Annotated in this window: 16 protein-coding genes and 1 tRNA gene; 15 read left to right on the forward strand and 2 right to left on the reverse strand. The window is 70.0% G+C overall.

Features of this window, described 5'->3' with window-relative positions; translation table 11 throughout:
* Positions 1-395 precede the first annotated feature (395 nt).
* The 14 genes from ACZ3ZE_RS09050 to ACZ3ZE_RS09115 all read left to right on the forward strand — a co-directional run bounded on the left by ACZ3ZE_RS09050 (position 396) and on the right by ACZ3ZE_RS09115 (position 14,467).
* Positions 396-917, forward strand: coding sequence for an ATP-binding protein (locus ACZ3ZE_RS09050; protein ID WP_361178443.1), 522 nt, complete (start codon positions 396-398; stop codon positions 915-917).
* A gap of 22 nt (positions 918-939) precedes the next feature.
* On the forward strand, positions 940-1,608 hold the full coding sequence (locus tag ACZ3ZE_RS09055; protein WP_361178445.1) for an HAD family hydrolase: 669 nt from the start codon (positions 940-942) through the stop codon (positions 1,606-1,608).
* On the forward strand, positions 1,605-3,515 hold the full coding sequence (locus tag ACZ3ZE_RS09060) for a hypothetical protein (RefSeq protein WP_442304059.1): 1,911 nt from the start codon (positions 1,605-1,607) through the stop codon (positions 3,513-3,515). The genes ACZ3ZE_RS09055 and ACZ3ZE_RS09060 overlap by 4 nt, the downstream gene beginning before the upstream one ends.
* Positions 3,412-4,368, forward strand: a complete 957-nt coding sequence (locus ACZ3ZE_RS09065; RefSeq protein ID WP_442304058.1) for a thymidylate synthase — start codon at positions 3,412-3,414, stop codon at positions 4,366-4,368. Before ACZ3ZE_RS09060 ends, ACZ3ZE_RS09065 begins: the two co-directional genes overlap by 104 nt.
* Before the next feature lie 8 nt (positions 4,369-4,376).
* Complete coding sequence (locus ACZ3ZE_RS09070; protein ID WP_442304057.1) at positions 4,377-6,095, forward strand: carbamoyltransferase family protein; 1,719 nt, start codon at positions 4,377-4,379, stop codon at positions 6,093-6,095.
* Entirely contained in the window at positions 6,092-7,144 is a 1,053-nt protein-coding gene (locus tag ACZ3ZE_RS09075) for a glycosyltransferase family protein (protein WP_467258161.1), read from the forward strand. The genes ACZ3ZE_RS09070 and ACZ3ZE_RS09075 overlap by 4 nt, the downstream gene beginning before the upstream one ends.
* 96 nt (positions 7,145-7,240) lie before the next feature.
* Positions 7,241-7,753: a topology modulation protein gene (locus ACZ3ZE_RS09080; RefSeq protein WP_399524264.1), complete on the forward strand. Its 513-nt coding sequence runs from the start codon at positions 7,241-7,243 to the stop codon at positions 7,751-7,753.
* Between the two features lie 31 nt (positions 7,754-7,784).
* Positions 7,785-8,630, forward strand: a complete 846-nt coding sequence (locus ACZ3ZE_RS09085) for a class I SAM-dependent methyltransferase (protein WP_467258163.1) — start codon at positions 7,785-7,787, stop codon at positions 8,628-8,630.
* On the forward strand, positions 8,627-9,388 hold the full coding sequence (locus ACZ3ZE_RS09090; RefSeq protein ID WP_361178468.1) for a phosphotransferase: 762 nt from the start codon (positions 8,627-8,629) through the stop codon (positions 9,386-9,388). Before ACZ3ZE_RS09085 ends, ACZ3ZE_RS09090 begins: the two co-directional genes overlap by 4 nt.
* Positions 9,385-10,041 (forward strand): histidine phosphatase family protein, encoded by a 657-nt coding sequence (locus tag ACZ3ZE_RS09095; protein ID WP_361178471.1) that lies wholly within the window; start codon positions 9,385-9,387, stop codon positions 10,039-10,041. The genes ACZ3ZE_RS09090 and ACZ3ZE_RS09095 overlap by 4 nt, the downstream gene beginning before the upstream one ends.
* Positions 10,038-10,874, forward strand: coding sequence for a phosphotransferase (locus ACZ3ZE_RS09100; RefSeq protein WP_361178474.1), 837 nt, complete (start codon positions 10,038-10,040; stop codon positions 10,872-10,874). Before ACZ3ZE_RS09095 ends, ACZ3ZE_RS09100 begins: the two co-directional genes overlap by 4 nt.
* A 32-nt stretch (positions 10,875-10,906) precedes the next feature.
* Positions 10,907-11,992, forward strand: a complete 1,086-nt coding sequence (locus tag ACZ3ZE_RS09105) for an NAD-dependent epimerase/dehydratase family protein (RefSeq protein WP_361178476.1) — start codon at positions 10,907-10,909, stop codon at positions 11,990-11,992.
* 22 nt (positions 11,993-12,014) lie between these two features.
* A complete protein-coding gene (locus tag ACZ3ZE_RS09110; protein ID WP_467258166.1) occupies positions 12,015-12,785 on the forward strand; it encodes a 3-deoxy-manno-octulosonate cytidylyltransferase in 771 nt (256 codons plus the stop codon).
* A gap of 788 nt (positions 12,786-13,573) precedes the next feature.
* Positions 13,574-14,467: a tyrosine-type recombinase/integrase gene (locus ACZ3ZE_RS09115; RefSeq protein ID WP_467258168.1), complete on the forward strand. Its 894-nt coding sequence runs from the start codon at positions 13,574-13,576 to the stop codon at positions 14,465-14,467.
* A gap of 98 nt (positions 14,468-14,565) precedes the next feature.
* Here ACZ3ZE_RS09115 and ACZ3ZE_RS09120 read toward each other — a convergent pair.
* Positions 14,566-14,639, reverse strand: a tRNA-Pro gene (locus ACZ3ZE_RS09120).
* Positions 14,640-14,755: 116 nt separating this feature from the next.
* Between ACZ3ZE_RS09120 and ACZ3ZE_RS09125 the strand changes: the two genes are divergently transcribed.
* Positions 14,756-15,259, forward strand: a complete 504-nt coding sequence (locus ACZ3ZE_RS09125) for a DUF309 domain-containing protein (RefSeq protein WP_361178485.1) — start codon at positions 14,756-14,758, stop codon at positions 15,257-15,259.
* On the opposite strand, the gene ACZ3ZE_RS09130 is transcribed toward ACZ3ZE_RS09125, so the two are convergent.
* Positions 15,249-16,517, reverse strand: a complete 1,269-nt coding sequence (locus ACZ3ZE_RS09130; protein WP_467258170.1) for a cytochrome P450 — start codon at positions 16,515-16,517, stop codon at positions 15,249-15,251. The two genes, ACZ3ZE_RS09125 and ACZ3ZE_RS09130, sit on opposite strands and share 11 nt — an antisense overlap.
* Positions 16,518-16,619 lie beyond the last annotated feature (102 nt).

Consider the following 16,619-nt stretch of genomic DNA (forward strand, 5'->3'; position numbering starts at 1 on the left):
ACGAACATGGAGCCCCTTACGGAACAGCGGAACGTCACGGGCCCGATCGTCTTCGGATTTCTGCGGCTCGTCGGGGTGTCCGCGAGCCGGCAGCAGGCTCTCGCCAAGACCATCACCGACTACTGCCGCCGCCACGAACTGACGCTGGGCGGTGTGTACATGGAGCGGTCCGCGACGACGTCTGGCGCTTTCACGGGCATGCTCGACGCCGTCGCGGCCACTCGCCCGTACGGCGTTGTCTTCCCCGCCCCGTCCCACTTGGGCCCCAGGGCCATGGCGGCTGAGCGCAGACAGCGGCTGAACGAAGCCGGCACGGAGATTCTGCTCGTACGAGGGGGCCGACCGGCGGCAGCAGACGAAGCGGCCTCGACGCCGGCCCCGGGGAGCACCACGTCATGAACCCCGACCGGCAACTCCTCCCTCTGGACGGCAGCCGCATCGACGGTCTGGGCAGCATCCTTGACGCCCCGCAGCACCAGAAGAGCCTGGCGTTCGCCGCCGACGACACGGCCCCGGGCACAGCACGCCGCTTCACCCGCGACGTTTTGACCACCTGGGGCGCGGAGGACCTGCTGGACCACGTCGTGCTCATCGTGAGCGAGCTCGTGACGAACGCCGAGCGCCACGGCCGACGTGCCGTGCACCACGGCGACGGTGAGCGGGACAAGCAGGATCCTCACCGCGACGAGATCACTCTCACGCTCGCCCTCCAGGCCGGCGTCGTGGGTATCGAGGTGGAGGACAACTCCCCGGATCCCCCCGTCCCGCGGATCGCCTCCCCTTACGCGACAGATGGGCGTGGACTGCTCCTGGTGTCCGCCGTGGCCGACGCCTGGACCGCATGTCCCACGCAGGACGGAAGCGGCAAGCGGGTCCTCGCCTTCGTGAAACGCCCCGAGACCCCCCTCACCCGCTGATCCCTTTAACCGGAGACACCTCATGTCCATCCTGCTCCTGCCCTCGCCTTTACCTCCAAAGGCATTGCTCCTCGACCTCGACGGCGTGCTTCTCGACACCCGCCCGGTCATGGAGCGCGCATGGCAGCAAGTCCTGACCGAGCACGGTCTCGACGTACCGTTCGAAGAGTACGAGCGCCACCTCGGCCGACCGTTCGCCGACATCATGAAGCGGCTCGGATTCACCGAGTCCGAGCGGTTTCACCGTACGTACGACGAGGCGGCGATCGCCGCGTCCCACCTCGCTCGCGAGTTCGACGGCACCGTGGAGATCCTGCACGTCTTCGTCGCCTTCGGCTGGCGCCTCGGCGTCGTCACGTCCAAGCCCTTGGAGCGGGCCGCCCCGCTCCTGACGAACCTCGGCTGCCCGTTCTCCACGGTGCGCACGCCGAACGGTGGTGGACGTGGCAAGCCCGCGCCCGACCCGGTCCTCCTCGCCCTGGCCGACCTGGGTGTCGATCCCGCCGACGCCGTGTACGTGGGCGACATGGCGGTCGACCAGGAAGCCGCGCGCCGCGCCGGAGTCCCGTACGTCCACGCCGGTTGGGGATACGGCTGCCCGGGTTCTCCCTCCCCCGTGGTCGCCGAGTCCCCGAAGGACCTGCTGAGGCTCCTCGCCCCCGGCCCCTTCCTCGAAGGGAGCCTGTTGTGACCAGGCCCCCTCGCCACGTCCAGGGTCTGGCGCGAGCCGACATCGGCGGGCAGCCCGCGTGGGCACTGGTCGGTGAGGGCGCGCTCGCGACTCTGGCGTCCGACCGGATCCCGACCAGCGAGCTGGAGGCTCTGCCTTTGGACGCACAGGAGCACGAAGTGCTCGTCGAGCACGTCATGGACGCACTCCAGTGGTACGGGGCCTATCTCAAGACGACGCCGGCCGGGGCCGGGTGGCTGTATGTGCAGCACGTACCGGTTCGCCGCCTGGTGGCTCAGGTCGTACGCAAGCTGATGGCCCTCAGCGCCTGGGAGCCGTTCAGAAAGGCGCCCGGCCCGCTGAAGATCGCTCCCCACGAGGGACTCGTCGGGCTTCGCGAGAGCAGTTCCCGGGAGTACCGCGCCTACACCGTCACATGGTCCGGCATGGCCTATCTGCTCGGGGCAACTGCGTTGTACAACCCCTTCCGCACGGCGCAGCTGAGCAACCTGAAACCGGTGCGCGTCGACACCCGGGTGCCGAGCCCTCCTCCGTCGGCGCTGCCACGCACCGGCGTCGTCGCGCTCTCGTGGTCGTCCCGCCATGCGGCCACTCTGCTGCCGGTGCTCGAAGACCTGGCAGGTGGTGGTCGGACGAGTCTCCTCGTCGACCTCGCCACGGACCCGGCGCAACGCTGCGACACTCCAGCCGCCGAGGGCATCAGGCTCATTACGCCTCCCGCTGGCCTCTTCGCTCTGTCCGGAGCCATGGAGCGCCTGCAAGTGTGGGACGACGAGCACGTCGTCCAGGTGGAGGAACACGTCGTCCGGCTCTCGCGTCTGGTTCGTCTCCTGGCCGTCTTGTTGGAGACGAGCGGGGGATGCACCCAGCCGTCCTGGCGCTCGATGGTCCGTCTGGAGACGTGGCTGAGCGGTGTCCTGGACGCGTCTCGCCCGCACACGCTGCTCGTCAGCAACGACACCAGCCCCGTCGGCGCCCTCGCCGTCCACCTGGCAGATCTCCACGCTGTGAACACGGTCCATGTGCAGCACGGGGCCTGGACTGCGGAGTCAGTTGCGTGGCCCGCGCTGCACAGCCGGGACATCATCGTCATGGGCGATCGAGACGCCCCGCTCGCCAAGTCGTGGGCGCGGCACCCGGACGCCGAGGTCCACGTGCTGGGGCAGCCCCGCTTCGACGTCCTCGCCGGCCTCGGGCGGGACGACCAGAGGCAGTACCTCGAGAAGCTGCTGGGCCCCGGATCCGGGCGGAGCCCCGACCGGATCATGGTCTGGGCCTGCCAGCCCTTCGGTCCCGACCGGCTCAAGGCCCACGCCGACCTCCTCCTGGACGGGATGTGGAAGGCCCAGGGCGAATGGGGCCTGGTAATCGCCCCGCACCCGGCGCAGAGCCCGGAGGTCTTCACCTCGCTCATGCAGCGGGACGGAAGGCCGCTCGTTGCAGTCGCCGATCCGCAGGTAGGGGCACGGGGTTGCCTCGCCGGCGCCGACGTCGTGGCGAGCGCCTATTCGACCTGTGGCATCGAGGCCGCCCTCTTGGGCGTCCCTGTCCTGGAGATCGGCACCGCCGAAGAACGCACGCTCGGGCTTGCTGCTCACGGCCTCGCGCGACGCTGCACCACCCCCGCGGACGTCGCCGACGCGCTCTCCACACTCCCCAAGGCACACACGGCTGCCGAACCCGCCTCGACGGACGCGGTGTGCCGCTGGAGCGGCGACAGCGCCGCCCTGGTCGCGCAACTCATCGTCAGCGCGCATCTGGCAACCCGCTCGAACACCTCCCAAACGAAGGAGTCTCCGCCCGATGACTTCCCTGACCGCCGACAGCATCGCCGAACTCTTCGTCGGTGCCGTCACCCTGGCCAAGTCCGGCGAGAGCGTCAGCCCGCGCGGCATGGCGACTCGTGAGGTCCTCGACGTCCACATGCGGCTCACCCGTCCGCAGGCCCGCCTGCTGCACGCGCCGCCGAGCAGGATCCTGAACCCCGCGTTCGCGGTGGCCGAGACCGTCTGGATCCTCTCCGGCTCGGACGAGCCCTGGATCTTCGACTACAACGCGAAGCTCCGGCAGTACGCCGACGACGGAGTACTGCGCGGCGCCTACGGCCCGCGGATGCGGAACTGGGCGGGCACGGTGGACCAGCTGGCCCGCGTCGTGGAGATCCTCAAGAAGGACCCGGACTCCCGCCGAGCGCTGATCCAGCTCTACGACCCGGCCCGGGACGCCGCCGGCCACAAGGACGTGCCCTGCACACTCGGCTTCCGCTTCTACCTGCGTGACGGCCGCCTGCACATGTCGACGACGATGCGCGGCCAGGACGTGTGGATCGGCATGCCGTACGACCTGTTCTTCTACACGGTCCTGCACGAGTTGATAGCCGGCTGGATCGGCGCCGAGCTGGGCGACTTCCACCACCACGTCGGCTCCCTGCACATCTACGAGAACCACCTCGTCCAGGCGGATGAGTTGACCTCGATCGTCGCGAGTGTCGACATGCCGGACCTCACCACCCCGTGGGAGGGCTTCGACGCCCTCCTCCATCAGGTCAAGACGGGGGACGTGACCGGGCACGCCGGCTGGGACGGCCTGTCCGAGACCCTGCGCAGCTACCAGCTCTGGAAGGGCGGCCGACGGGAGCACGCGACGGACCTGGCCGGCAAGATCGACGGGCCCCTCGGCCAGGCCATGACCTCCTGGTACGACGAGCTGAACCGTCGTCCCACGAGTTCATCTGTGCATGCCTCGGCTGGTGCACAGTGACAGCGGCCATGGACCAGGCACCCTCGGTCATCCTCGGTCTGTGCTCGTACACGCATGACTCCGCCGCCGCGCTCCTCGTCGACGGGCAGCTCGTCGGCTTCGTCGAGGAGGAGCGGCTGTCTCAGAGGAAGCACACCAAGGACTACCCGCGCCACGCCGTCGAGTGGCTGCTCGGCGAGGCCGGGCTGGCCGCCACCGACGTCGACGCCGTGGCCTACAACTTTCAGCCCGCCCGCTACCTGCTCGAATCCCCGGCCGCACTGCGTCTGGCGCTGTCACCGACCACACGTGACCGGGCGCTGCCGCGAGCCCGTGGTTTCGCCAAGGTGTCGATGCGCACCCAGCTCCGTGTCCGCGACATCGGCCGGCGGTTCCCCGCCGCACGCGTCTCCCCCGTCCTGCATCACCGGGCTCATCAGCTGACGGCTTTCGCGGCCTCCGGGTGGAACGAATCCGCCGTGCTCGTGGTGGACAGCCTCGGCGAGCGGCAGACGACAACCATCGCCCGAGGGCACGACGCTCTTCGTCCACGCACCCGCACCTTGGAGGCGATCAACGATCCCACCTCTCTCGGGTACGTGTACGGCGCGGTGACCGAGCACCTGGGATGGCGTCGTGGTGACGAGGAGGGCACCGTGATGGCGCTCGCCGCGCTCGGTGACCCCGGGCGATTCCGGAAACTCTTCGCCCGCGCTGTCCGCATCACCCCCACGGGCTTCGTCGTCGACCCGCTCTACTTTCCCCCGCGGGTGCTGACTTCGGGCTATCCGAGGACGACTCGCCTGTTCATCGACGAGACGTGCCCCGAACGCCACCCGAGCGAGCCGCTGAGCGACGTGCACCGGGACCTGGCCGCAGCCCTCCAGGAGCGCACGGAGCAGGTGATGCTGCATCTCGCTCGCCGAGCGCGGACCGTCACCGGCTCCCGACGTCTGTGCGTCGGAGGCGGCGTCGCCACGAACTGCGTGAGCATCGGCCGCATCATCGAGGCCGGCGTGTTCGACGAGGTCTTCGTGCCGCCCGCCCCTGGCGATGCCGGCACCGCGATCGGCGCCGCCATCGCCGTACATCACGACAGCCGCGCCCCACAGCCCGTGTCCGGCGTCACCCGGGCCTGCTACCTCGGCCCTTCCTTCCAGGGCACGTCTCTCGACCTCGCGCCGTGGCCAGGCCTTCATGGGAAGGCGCTGGGTGCCGAGGCCGTCGAGTTCCTCGCCGAGCGGCTCGCCAATGGTCTGATCGTCGGGCTCTTCCAGGGCCGCGTCGAGGCCGGCCCCCGTGCCCTCGGCAACCGCTCGATCCTCGCCTCTCCTCGGGAGCCGGGCGTCATCAAGCGGCTGAACGACTCCGTGAAGTTCCGGGAGCCGTTCCGTCCCTTCGCCCCGATGGTGCTCGCCGAGCGCGCTTCGGAGTTCTTCACCCTCGGCCAGGAGGCTCCGTACATGTCGATGGCCTCCGGCGTGACCGACAAGGCGCGGGAATTGGTGCCGGCCATCGTGCACGCCAACGGCACCTCCCGTCTCCAGACCGTCACCCGCTCGCAGAACCCGTTCATGCACGAGGTCCTCAGCGCCTTCGCCAGGCGCACGGGGGTTCCGGTGTTGATCAACACCTCGCTCAACGTCAAGGGCAAGCCGATCTGCGGGACACCGGAGATGGCGCTCGATTGCCTGGCCAACTCGGGGTTGGACGCCCTGCTGCTGGAAGGGCGGTGGATCACCAAGTGAGGATCGGATACAGCTTCTGGGGCTTCCTCGGCAACGGGATCACCGACACACCGGACGGGGGCCGCAGCCACCGCCGCCCCTTGATCGACGCCCTGTTCGACCGCGGCCACGAGATCGTCTTCCTCCAGGCCAACCGCGACCTGATCGAGGCCGGCGACGACCTGGGCAATGCCTACACCTTCCACAGCGGCAGCCCGGACATCGACGCGCTGTTCCTGGAGTGGCGCTGGGCGATCGACGGACGAAACACCACACCTTGCGGCGCCGAAGGCCACACGTGCGACCTGCATCGCCAGGCCGAACTGGTCACCCGGTACACCGTGCGCAGGAAGACGCCGACCGTGATCTGGGACAAGGACCGCAAGCTCCGAGGCGAAAGCGTGTGGCGGCGCGTCCCCCGTGTCACCGTCTGCGAGGCCGCCCTCGAACCGACGCCTGGGGCGCAGCGCCTGCTCTTCCCCGTCGACGACCGTCTGCTCGCCGAAGCCGATCCGGTCGCGCTCGCCAAGAGGCCTCGTGACCTCGTCCTCGGGTACGTCGGCAACCAGTACGCCCGCGACGAGCACTTCGACCGCTTCTTCGCACCGGCCGCGGCGTGCTTCGACCACCTGGTCGGAGGCAAGTGGACCAAGACCGGCCGCTGGCCGCACGTCCGGTTCCTCGGCAGGCTCCCCTTCGAGGCGGTCCGTGGCATCTACGGCAGGTCGCTCGCGACCATCCTCATGCTGCCCGAGACTTACGCAACCGTCGGGCAGATGACGCAGCGGATCTTCGAGGCCGTACTCGCCGGCTGCCTCCCACTCGCCCCTGCCGACATCGTGCATGCCGACCACTTCGTGCCCGAGGAGCTGATCGTCAGCTCCGGCAGCGCGGTGATCGAGCGCCTGACCCATCTCCAGCGGATCTCCGGCACCCAACAGCACGCCGACTTGATCGCGTCCTGTCTGGACCGCCTGGACCTGTTCCGGCTGAGCCGACAGGTCGACGTGTTGGAAGCCGTCCTGGACACGGCCGCCGGCCTCCTCGCGATCGCACGCGGGGCGGCCTGATGCAGCTGAGCAGCCACGCCACCGCGTCTGGATCATCCGAACGTGCCCAGGTGTCCAGTCCGACCCGGCATCCGAGCACCTCTACGCTGGAGCATCATGAAGAAGGTCGCCATCGTCGGCTGCGGAGGCAGCGGCAAGTCGTACCTGGCGCGGGAGCTGGGCAGGATTCTCGACGCCCCGGTGACGCACCTGGACGCCGCGTTCTACGACGACGAGTGGAACGAGCTGCCCATGGAGAAGTTCGCCGACCTGCAGCGGGAGCTGGTCGCGCAGCCGAGGTGGGTGATCGACGGGAACTACAACTCGACCCTGCAGACCCGACTCGAAGCCTGCGACACCGTGGTCCTGATGGACGTCTCGACCGTGGCCGCTCTGTACGGGATCTTCTCCCGGCAGATCCGGCACGGGGCCGGGCACAAGGGCAACGGGGTGCACAACCGCATCCACTGGGGCGTGGTCAAGTACGTGGCGACGTACCGCCGCAAGATGCGCCCGCGGGTCATGGCCAAGATCGAGGAGTTCGCCTCGGCTCGTGCCGAGGTGGTGCTGCTGTCCAGCCGACGGCAGACGCGCCGCTGGCTGCGAAGGGTCGCAGCCGAGCACCGCTGATCCTCCCGCGCCCCCGACAGGAGGGCGCGGCATGAGCGGCACCAACCCCTTCCTCGACCCGACACGCCAGGCGGAGCTGTACGGGCACGCCTCTCGGCTGGCCGGGCGCTCCAACGCCTTGAGGCGAGCGAAGACCGCCGGACGCCCCGTACCGGAGGCGATCGTCGGGCTGGTGCGTGCCCATCACGAGCGGCCGGACCGTCTCGGCCTGGCTCTGGACCTCGGCTGCGGTCGCGGCACGAGCAGCCTGACCCTCGCGGAGGGACTCCGGCCCCGGCGCGTCGTCGGTCTCGATGCCTCCCCCGCCCTGATCGAACAGGCCCGCCGGCGCGCCCGACGGCTGCCCGACCTCCCGGTGACCTTCCACCGGGGCGACTTCCACCGTCTCCCCGTGACCGCCGGGTCGTGTGATGTCGTCGTCGCCGCGTTCTGCCTGTATCACTCACCCCATCCACTGACCGTAGTCGCGGAGATCGGTCGCGCGCTGGCTCCCGGCGGTCTGGCCGTGCTCGTCACGAAAGGGATCGACAGCTATCGGGAGATGGACCAGCTGGTCGCTGCCGCCGGCCTCGACCCGCGGGCCGAGCAGCACGAGAGCCTGTACATCTCGGCGCACAGCGGCAATCTCGCCGACCTCGCCAGCTCATCGCTCGACGTCCTCGCCGTGGAGCACGAAGAGCACAGCTTCACCTTCGACGGCCACGACCACGTGGCCGAGTACCTGGCCACCAACCCGAAGTACAACCTCGCCCCCAGTCTGTATGGCAATCCGAGCGCGCTCGCCGCAAGCCTGCACCGGGCCCTTCCGGACAGTCCGCTCACCACGACGTCCCTCGTCACGTTCGTCGTGGCTCGGTCACAGGGAGGCAGGCTGTGAGGCCCCGGCAATTCACCAAACAGTACGAGACCGCTGCCCAGGCGGCCTCGGCCGCTCGTCACCACGCCTGGCTCGCCGAGCACGCGCGGCCGCTGCGGCTGCCGGCCCTGACCGTAGTCGGACCGACGAGTCTGACGTACGAATGGATCGACGGCCGTCCGGCCCGGCCCGAGGACCTTCTGACCCTGGCCCGGCTGCTGGGCGACGCCCACGGAGCCGCATGGGCCGCGGACCTCCGGCCGGCCTCTCTGAACACGCCGCACCGCTTCCGGGACGGCATCGCCTTCGGCGACTACATCGCTCCCCGGCAGACCGCCCTCCGAAGAAGACTGGAACAGGGCTATCTGCCAGACCAGGTCGCCCTCCACGCCATGCTGACGCTGCTGGAGAAGACCGCCAAGGGGCCGACCGCCTTCTACAAGGACAGCAACCCGCGGAACTTCATCATCACCGAGGTCGGCGACATCTACGCGGTCGATACCGACGACCTGACGCTCGCACCGATGGGGTACGACCTGGCGAAGCTGATCGCAACGCTGATCCTGACGTACGGGCCTCTGCCTGCCCCGGTCATCGACTCCACCCTGCGCGCCTACAACGAGGCCGCCGAACGCCACGACCCCCGGCTCGGCAGCACGCATCGCGAGCGGCTCAACGACTTCCTGGCCCTGCACGCCGTCCTCACCGCTCCGTACGCCGGGCGCAACGGCTACCGCGACAGCTGGACGGCCCGACCCTGCCCCCGAGGTTCCGCATGATCACCACAGAACTCGTCTTCGTCCGCCACGGCGAGGCTCAGTGCAACGTCGACGGCCTGGTCGGCGGCCCGCGCACCTGCACCGGGATGACCAACCGCGGGTACGCCCAGGCCGAGCAGATCTCACTCCGCCTCGCCGCCGAGCACCGCGCCAAGCCGTTCGACGCGCTGTACGCCGGCCCGCGCATCCGCCTGCGTCAGACCGCCGAGATCATCAGCCAGGCCCTCCAGCTTCCGATGCGCACGGACGACCGTGTCGACGGTCCCGTCCACGGCGCCGCCGACGGCCGGCCCTGGACCGAGGTGAAGACCGCCGCCGACGGCGGGCCGCACGCCCATCCCGACAAGCCCTGGGCTGCCGGATCCGACACCTGGAACGGCTACCTGGCGCGGGCCGGCCGCTTCCTACAGGAACTCATCGACCAGCACAAGGGCGAACGAGTCCTGTTCGCCGCACACGGCGAGACCGTGATCGTCGCGCACACCCTGCTCCTGGGGCTCCCGATCGGTTCCCCGGCCGGATTCACGGTCTCCCACGGGTCCATCACCCGCTGGCAGCACCACCTCAACCACCTTGGACAGCGACGGTGGATGCTCGACCGCCACAACGACACCGAGCACCTGGCCGCCTTAGGGCAGGAGGCCGCCTCGTGATCACGTTGTTCGACGACCCGCGTCTGAACCTGGCCCGTGGCGCGCTCGGAGCCGTTCGGGTCGTGCACGACCCGGTCCTCCCGTCCCGAGTCCTGCGCCTGGTCGACGCCGAAGGCAACGAGTTCTTCGCCAAGCAGCACAGCGAACGCGACCGGTACGTCCGAGAGCTCCGGGCCCATCTCGCCTGGGGAGCCCACTTGGTCGGCCATACCCCCCATGTCGTGGGGCAGCAGGACACGACGTGCACGCTGCTGCTCACCGCCGTCCCCGGCATACGGGCGGACACACTCGCACCGGGATCACCCGAGGACGAGCTGGCCTACTACGAGGCCGGGCGTGTGCTGGGCAAGCTGCACCGCGCCACCTCGGTGCCGCCCAGCAGAGCCATCGGCACGGAACTCGCCCAGCGACTGCGCGACTGGATCGCCCGTGCGGACCGGGCCGGCCTCATCTCCGCGGTCGAACGCAACGGCCTGAGCCACAGCGCCGACGACCTGGCGAACACGCCCATGGACAGCGCGACATGCCACCTCGACTACCAACCGCGGAACTGGCTCGTCGGTGACACCTTCGGGCTGTGCGACTTCGAGCACATGCGCCGCGACGCCCGCATCCGCGACTTCGCCCGGCTCGAGTTCCGCCACTGGCAGACAGCCCCGCACCTCCGCACCGCCTTCTTCGCCGGGTACGGCCAGCCGCTGAACGACACCGAACAGCAGCTGCTGGAGTCCTTCGGCGCGATCGAAGCCGTCACCGCCCTGGTGCGTGGACACGAGCAGGACGACCCCGCTCTCAGCACCCACGGCCGCACCGTGCTGGCCCGCCTCTCCTGAACGTCTCCCTTCGCCACCTCCTGGAGATTCCCGTGTCACACAACTCGCCCGCCCATCTGATCACCACCGTCCCGCGTCGGGCTGTCGTAACCGGCGCCGCCGGCTTCATCGGCTCCCACCTCGCGCACGCCCTCGTCCAGGCCGGCGCCATCGTCATCGGCGTCGACCGGCGCGACCCGGCCACCGACCCCACGGCCGCCGCCAACCTCGCCGCTCTGCAGGGGATCCCGGGATACATGCACGTCACCGCCGACCTCCTCAGCTGCGCGATCGAGCCGCTTCTCGTGGAAGCGAACGCCGTCTTCCACCTGGCCGGCATCCCCGGGGTACGTCCTTCCTGGGGACCGAAGTTCAGCGACTACGTCGCCTCGAACATCCTCGCAACCCATCGCGTCATGGACGCCGTCGCCCGCATGGGCGTGCCCCGACTCGTGGTGGCTTCGTCCTCCAGCGTCTACGGCACCACGGACGGCGGTGCGAGCGTGGAGACCGACAGGCCCCAGCCGGCGTCCCCGTACGCGGTCACCAAGCTCGCCGAGGAGCAGCTCTGCCTCGCGCACTCCACACAGGCCCACTGCCCGACCAGCGTCGTCGCCCTGCGGTACTTCACCGTCTACGGCCCCCGGCAGCGGCCGGACATGTTCACCCACCGTGCCCTCACGGCGGCCCTGACCGATCAACCGCTCCGTCTGTACGGTGACGGTCACCAGCGCCGGGACTTCACGTACGTCGACGATGCGGTCTCGGCCACCATCTCCGCAGGCACCGTCCCGACTGCGCAGGGCGTAATCAACGTGGGCGGTGGTTCGAGCGCCTCTCTGCTCGAGGTGATCAACATCGCGCGCAGCCTCACCGGGCGCGAGGTCCAGGTTCACCAGGAGCACCCGCGCAGCGGTGACGTCCTCACCACCCGTGCCAACCGCGGCCGCGCGCAGGAGGTCCTGGGCTGGCAGCCCCAGGTCGACCTTCACCGCGGCATGCACACCCATATGCGGGCTCTGGCCGCCGAGCTGCACGCCGAAGAGCCGCGGAACCTTGGGGTGCACTCGTTCGACGGCTCCGCCCCGCCGGCCGCCCGGACGGACCTGGCCCTCCTCCCCCACCCCACCCATTCCTGACACCCACCGACGGGAGTACGCCGTGCCCGCCACCACGACCGCACCACCGCATACCGCAGGTCGCCATCATGTGGCCGTCATCCCCTGCCGCTGGGGCTCCTCCCGGTTTCCGGGAAAGCCCCTGGCGCAGCTCGGGAACAAGCCGCTTCTCTGGCACGTCCACCAGCGCTGTCTGGAGGCCGAGCGTCTCGACGGCGTGGTGGTCGCCACTGATGACGAGCGCATCGAGAGGGTGTGCCACGAGCTGGGCATCGAGTGCATGCGCACGGGCCGGCACCTCACGGGTACGGACCGCGTCGCGGAGTGCGCGGCGCGCCTGCCGGCAGACGCGTACATCAACGTCCAGGGCGACGAACCGTTCATCTCCCCTGCCGCGATCGACGCGGTCTCCGAAGCCCTGGAACACCTCGTACCGGGAACGCTCGCGGTGAACGCGTACACGGTGCTGGGCGACGTCGGCGCGGTGCTGGACTACAACGTCGTGAAGGTCGTCGTAGACGCCGAAGAGAAGGCGCTGATGTTCTCCCGCCAGCCGATCCCGTACCCACGAGGAGACCGATCGAAGTACCGACGCCAGCTGGGGCTTTACGGCTTCACAGGAGCGGCCCTCAGCCTGTTTCGACAGCTGCCTCAAGGACCGCTGGAGCGAACCGAAGGCGTGGAAATGCTGCGCTTCGTGGAGCACGGCTACGGCGTACGGATGCTTACCGTCATCGACGACGGCCTGGCCGTCGACACACCGGAAGATCTCGTCAGAGCTGACTCGCTCCTTCGCTCTCGCCCGATTAACTGACCGCCCGCTGCAGCCCGGCCGCCCGAAAACCCACCCGTCACATGTGCATCGAAGCTCGGCATGTCGGCCATGGGCGGATCCTTCGGCTCCCAGGCCGAACAAGGGTCCGTGCCCCCTGCATACGACGTCGAGCGCTGTGACTGAGCGTTCTACATGGCCGGTCTGGCCGTGTAGGCGCTCAGGGATGGGTGGCGACGGCCGTTGGGTGTGCCTGGCCAGGCGGGGCACGGATCGGGCTTCGGAGACCGGGCCAGCGGCGCGAGGGATTCGCGTACCAGACCATTTCGTGCAGTGGTTCACAGTCAACGCGGTGAACCACTGCGCTTCCGCGTCGCCGCCTCGAGGAGGGCCTGCTGCTGGGCGCCCTCGGCCTCGACGAGCGGCACACCCCTGCCGGATCGCCCCCTGCCCGTGGTGCGTCGGCAAGCTCACCTTGCACACCGGATCGGATCAGGCGCTGGTCGGCCCGTTGACCTCGTTTCAGACGGCCGGCGCGTGTGGCCATGGGAAGACCTGAAGGGCCTCGTTGCGGCACTGAACAAAGACGGTCACATGTCGCATTGGTCCGCAGCGAGGGTCGAGATGCTCTCCGACACAGTCGCGCATAACGTGGAGGAAGGGGAGCGAACAGATGGCCAGGACGTCACCGTCAAGGTCCGTGGCTGACTATCCCGGGAAGGCTCCAGGGATTGCCAGGGAGGCCAAGGAGACGGAGGACGAAGCCCAGGAGTGGATCTCGGCGCTGGTCGAGGCCCCCCCAGGCCGGCATCAACCTGTCGCTTGCCACCATGCCGCTGGCCGACTACGGCACCGCGAACATGGACCTCACGCTTCGAGGGCTGGAACTCAAGACACTCGACCCCTATTTGGCCGGTTGGCGTCTGCGCGTAGTGCCCTCCCTCGGGCACCTGCCGGTTCGGATGATCACCAATGGCGCCGTGGACCGGACCGTCTACCGATGGATCGCAGACGAGCTCAGCCGCTCCACCGTGAAGAACACCATCGCCGTCCTCGTGCGCGTCATGGAGCAGGCCGTTCGCGACGGGCTCATCAAGGTCAACCCTGCCCGGGTCAGCGGCTGGCAGCGCCAGTACCAGCAGGTCGAGGACGAACTGAACGACCCGCGTGCGCTCGCTCTGCCCGACTGGGAGACCCTCCAGGCCCTCGCCAAGGACCTGGTCGCTCGCTCATACGGCCGGTACCAGGGGTGGGGCGACGTGGTCACGTTCGCCGCATCCACGGCAGCCCGCATCGGCGAGGTCTCCGGAGTCCGCGTCAAGGACATCGACACCGACAACTGGATCTGGACCGTACGGCGGCAGACCACCCCCGCCCAAGCGGGCTCGTCGACAAGGCCACCAAGGGAAAGCGCGCCCGCAAGGTACCCCTCCACCGCCGTCCTGCGCGATGCCACTCACTGGGACGACGTCGTAGCGGAACTCGGCTTCGAACACCTCCGACGGCACGACCTGCGCCACACCGGACTGACCTGGTTCGCCGACGCCGGCGTGCCGCTCCACGTCCTGCGCAAGATCGCCGGGCACGGCTCGCTGACCACCACTCAGCGCTACCTGCACCCCGACGCCGGCCAGATCACCGCAGCTGGCGCCGCGCTGTCCGCGCACCTCATGGTGCTCCGTGCACCTCGTTCACTGCCACTCACGGCAATGACCGCCGTATGACCCGCTCGGACCGGCTTGGTCCCCAACTGGTCCCCAAAAACGATCAAGGGGCCGTTTTGGATTGCTCCAAAACGGCCCCTGACCTCGACTCTTTCGAGTCGGGACGACAGGATTTGAACCTGCGACCCCTTGACCCCCAGTCAAGTGCGCTACCAAGCTGCGCCACGTCCCGGTGCCCGTCTGCCTCCGGTTTGTCCCCGGTGGCGGCGTGCAAGAGAACATTACCTCACTTCACGGGGTGGATCACCACACGGGGTGTCACCGGGTGGGGCGGCGGAGAATGGGGGGATGGACACGGATCGGGACAGGGATCGGGACCGGGACGGGCGGGCGCGGAGTGCGCGGCCGCGGGACGGGCTGGGGCGGCCGTTGCCGTACGGGGCCGAGGGGGTGCCGCGGCAGCCGGAGGGACTGGTGCGGGCGCCGGGCGAGACGGTGCGGGAGGCACAGCGGCTGCTGGACGCGGGGATGCCGTTCCACGCGCACGAGGTGTTCGAGGATGCGTGGAAGTCGGGGCCCGGGCGGGAGCGGGACCTGTGGCAGGGGCTCGCCCAGCTGGCCGTGGGCCTGACGCACGCGGCGCGCGGGAACGCGACGGGTGGTGCGCGGCTGCTGCGGCGCGGGGCGGAGCGGGTCGCCGGGTACGCGGCCGGGCCCGGGGCCGTGACGTACGGGATCGATGTCGCCGGGGTGGTGGCGTGGGCGCGAGGGCTGGCCGGTCGCGTGGAGGCGGCCGGGGCCGCTGTGCCGGACGCCGTGACAGAGGCGCCGCGGCTGCTGCTCAGCGAGTGAGGAGCAGTTCCTCCGGCGAGCGGTGGATGAGGGTCGGGCGCATCACCGGGGCGGCGCCGTCGGCGAGGCGGAGGCCGGGGAGCCGGTCGGTCAACACCTCCAGTGTGGTGTGGAGTTGGATGCGGGCGAGCTGGGATCCCGGGCAGCCGTGGCGGCCGTGGCCGAAGGCCAGGTGGCGGGTGTGCGGGCGGGGGCGCGTGATGTCGAAGGTGTCGGGGTCGGGGTGCCGGGCGGGGTCGCGGTTCGCGGAGCCGTACGCGAGGAAGACGGTCGCCCCGGCGGGCAGTTCGGTGCCGGCGAGGACGACCGGGCGGGTGGTCGTGCGGCGGAAGCCCTGGACGGCCGTGTCGTAGCGCGCGGCCTCCTCGACCGCGGCGGGTATCAGCTCCGGCTTCCGGCACAGCAGCCGCCACTGGTCGGGGTGGCGCAGCAGGTGGAGCACCGTCCCGCCGATCAGCGCGGTGGTGGTGAGGTGGCCGGCTATCAGCAGGTTCTGCAGGTTGGAGACGAGTTCGCAGCGCTGGTCCTCGGTGAGTCCGCGCGGCCCCGGGCCCAGGCCCGCGTCGGGCGCGAGCGCGCCGACCATGATGCTGATGAGGTCGTCCCGGGGCCGCTCCCGCCGGTCGCGGGCGTAGCGGTCGAGGAGCCGCTGGAGTGCGAGGACGTCCTCGGCGGCTTCGATCTGTTCCGCTTCGGGCAGCGGCCGGAACAGGAGGCGTTCGGCGCTGTACGAGCCGTGGACGGCGGCGGGTACGTCGGCCGGGTCGAGGCCGAGCAGCCGGCCGACGGCGGCGCCGGGCAGACGGCACGCGTAGTGCGCCATGAGGTCGGCCCGGCCCTGTGCGGCGAGGGTGTCGGCGAAGGCGTCCGCCAGGGCTTCCGCCTGCCGGCGGATGTACGGGGTGAGGGCGGCGGTGCGAGTGGCCGACAGGCCGCTGTTGAGCGGGGCCCGGTGGCGGCTGTGGGCAGCGCCGTCCGTGGAGACGACGGTCGGCCGGGCCGCGAAGCCCCGCGCGAGGACGGCGAGCGCGGCGGGGCCGGGCAGCACGTCGGGGCGCAGGGCCTGCGCGGAGGAGAAGTCCTGCGGCCGCAGCAGCACCTCGCGGATGTCGGCGTCGCGCGCCACCAGCCAGGAGTCGAGGGCGGGGACGAAGGTGAGGCCTGCGGAGCGGCGCGCGCGGGCGTAGAGGGGGTACGGGTCGCGCTGGAGCGCGTCGAGCACGGTGTGCCGGTTCCGCCGGGCCTGGTCCGAGTCCACGCGGTGCCTCCTCGCGAGCGTCGAGAGGGGTGGGCCGTGCGCTGTCGCGCCGGGTCCTGCCGCCCATGGTGCCGAGGGCGCCGGTCCGTGAACAGGGGGCGG

This window comes from Streptomyces sp. NPDC023157, assembly GCF_055560575.1.

Coding starts and splice junctions, on each gene's coding strand:
- ACZ3ZE_RS09065 (WP_442304058.1), top strand. CDS start 3,412: ATGACTTCCCTGACCGCCGACAGCATCGCCGAACTCTTCGTCGGTGCC.
- ACZ3ZE_RS09085 (WP_467258163.1), top strand. CDS start 7,785: ATGAGCGGCACCAACCCCTTCCTCGACCCGACACGCCAGGCGGAGCTG.
- ACZ3ZE_RS09095 (WP_361178471.1), top strand. CDS start 9,385: ATGATCACCACAGAACTCGTCTTCGTCCGCCACGGCGAGGCTCAGTGC.
- ACZ3ZE_RS09115 (WP_467258168.1), top strand. CDS start 13,574: ATGCCGCTGGCCGACTACGGCACCGCGAACATGGACCTCACGCTTCGA.
- ACZ3ZE_RS09080 (WP_399524264.1), top strand. CDS start 7,241: ATGAAGAAGGTCGCCATCGTCGGCTGCGGAGGCAGCGGCAAGTCGTAC.
- ACZ3ZE_RS09050 (WP_361178443.1), top strand. CDS start 396: ATGAACCCCGACCGGCAACTCCTCCCTCTGGACGGCAGCCGCATCGAC.
- ACZ3ZE_RS09070 (WP_442304057.1), top strand. CDS start 4,377: ATGGACCAGGCACCCTCGGTCATCCTCGGTCTGTGCTCGTACACGCAT.
- ACZ3ZE_RS09125 (WP_361178485.1), top strand. CDS start 14,756: ATGGACACGGATCGGGACAGGGATCGGGACCGGGACGGGCGGGCGCGG.
- ACZ3ZE_RS09055 (WP_361178445.1), top strand. CDS start 940: ATGTCCATCCTGCTCCTGCCCTCGCCTTTACCTCCAAAGGCATTGCTC.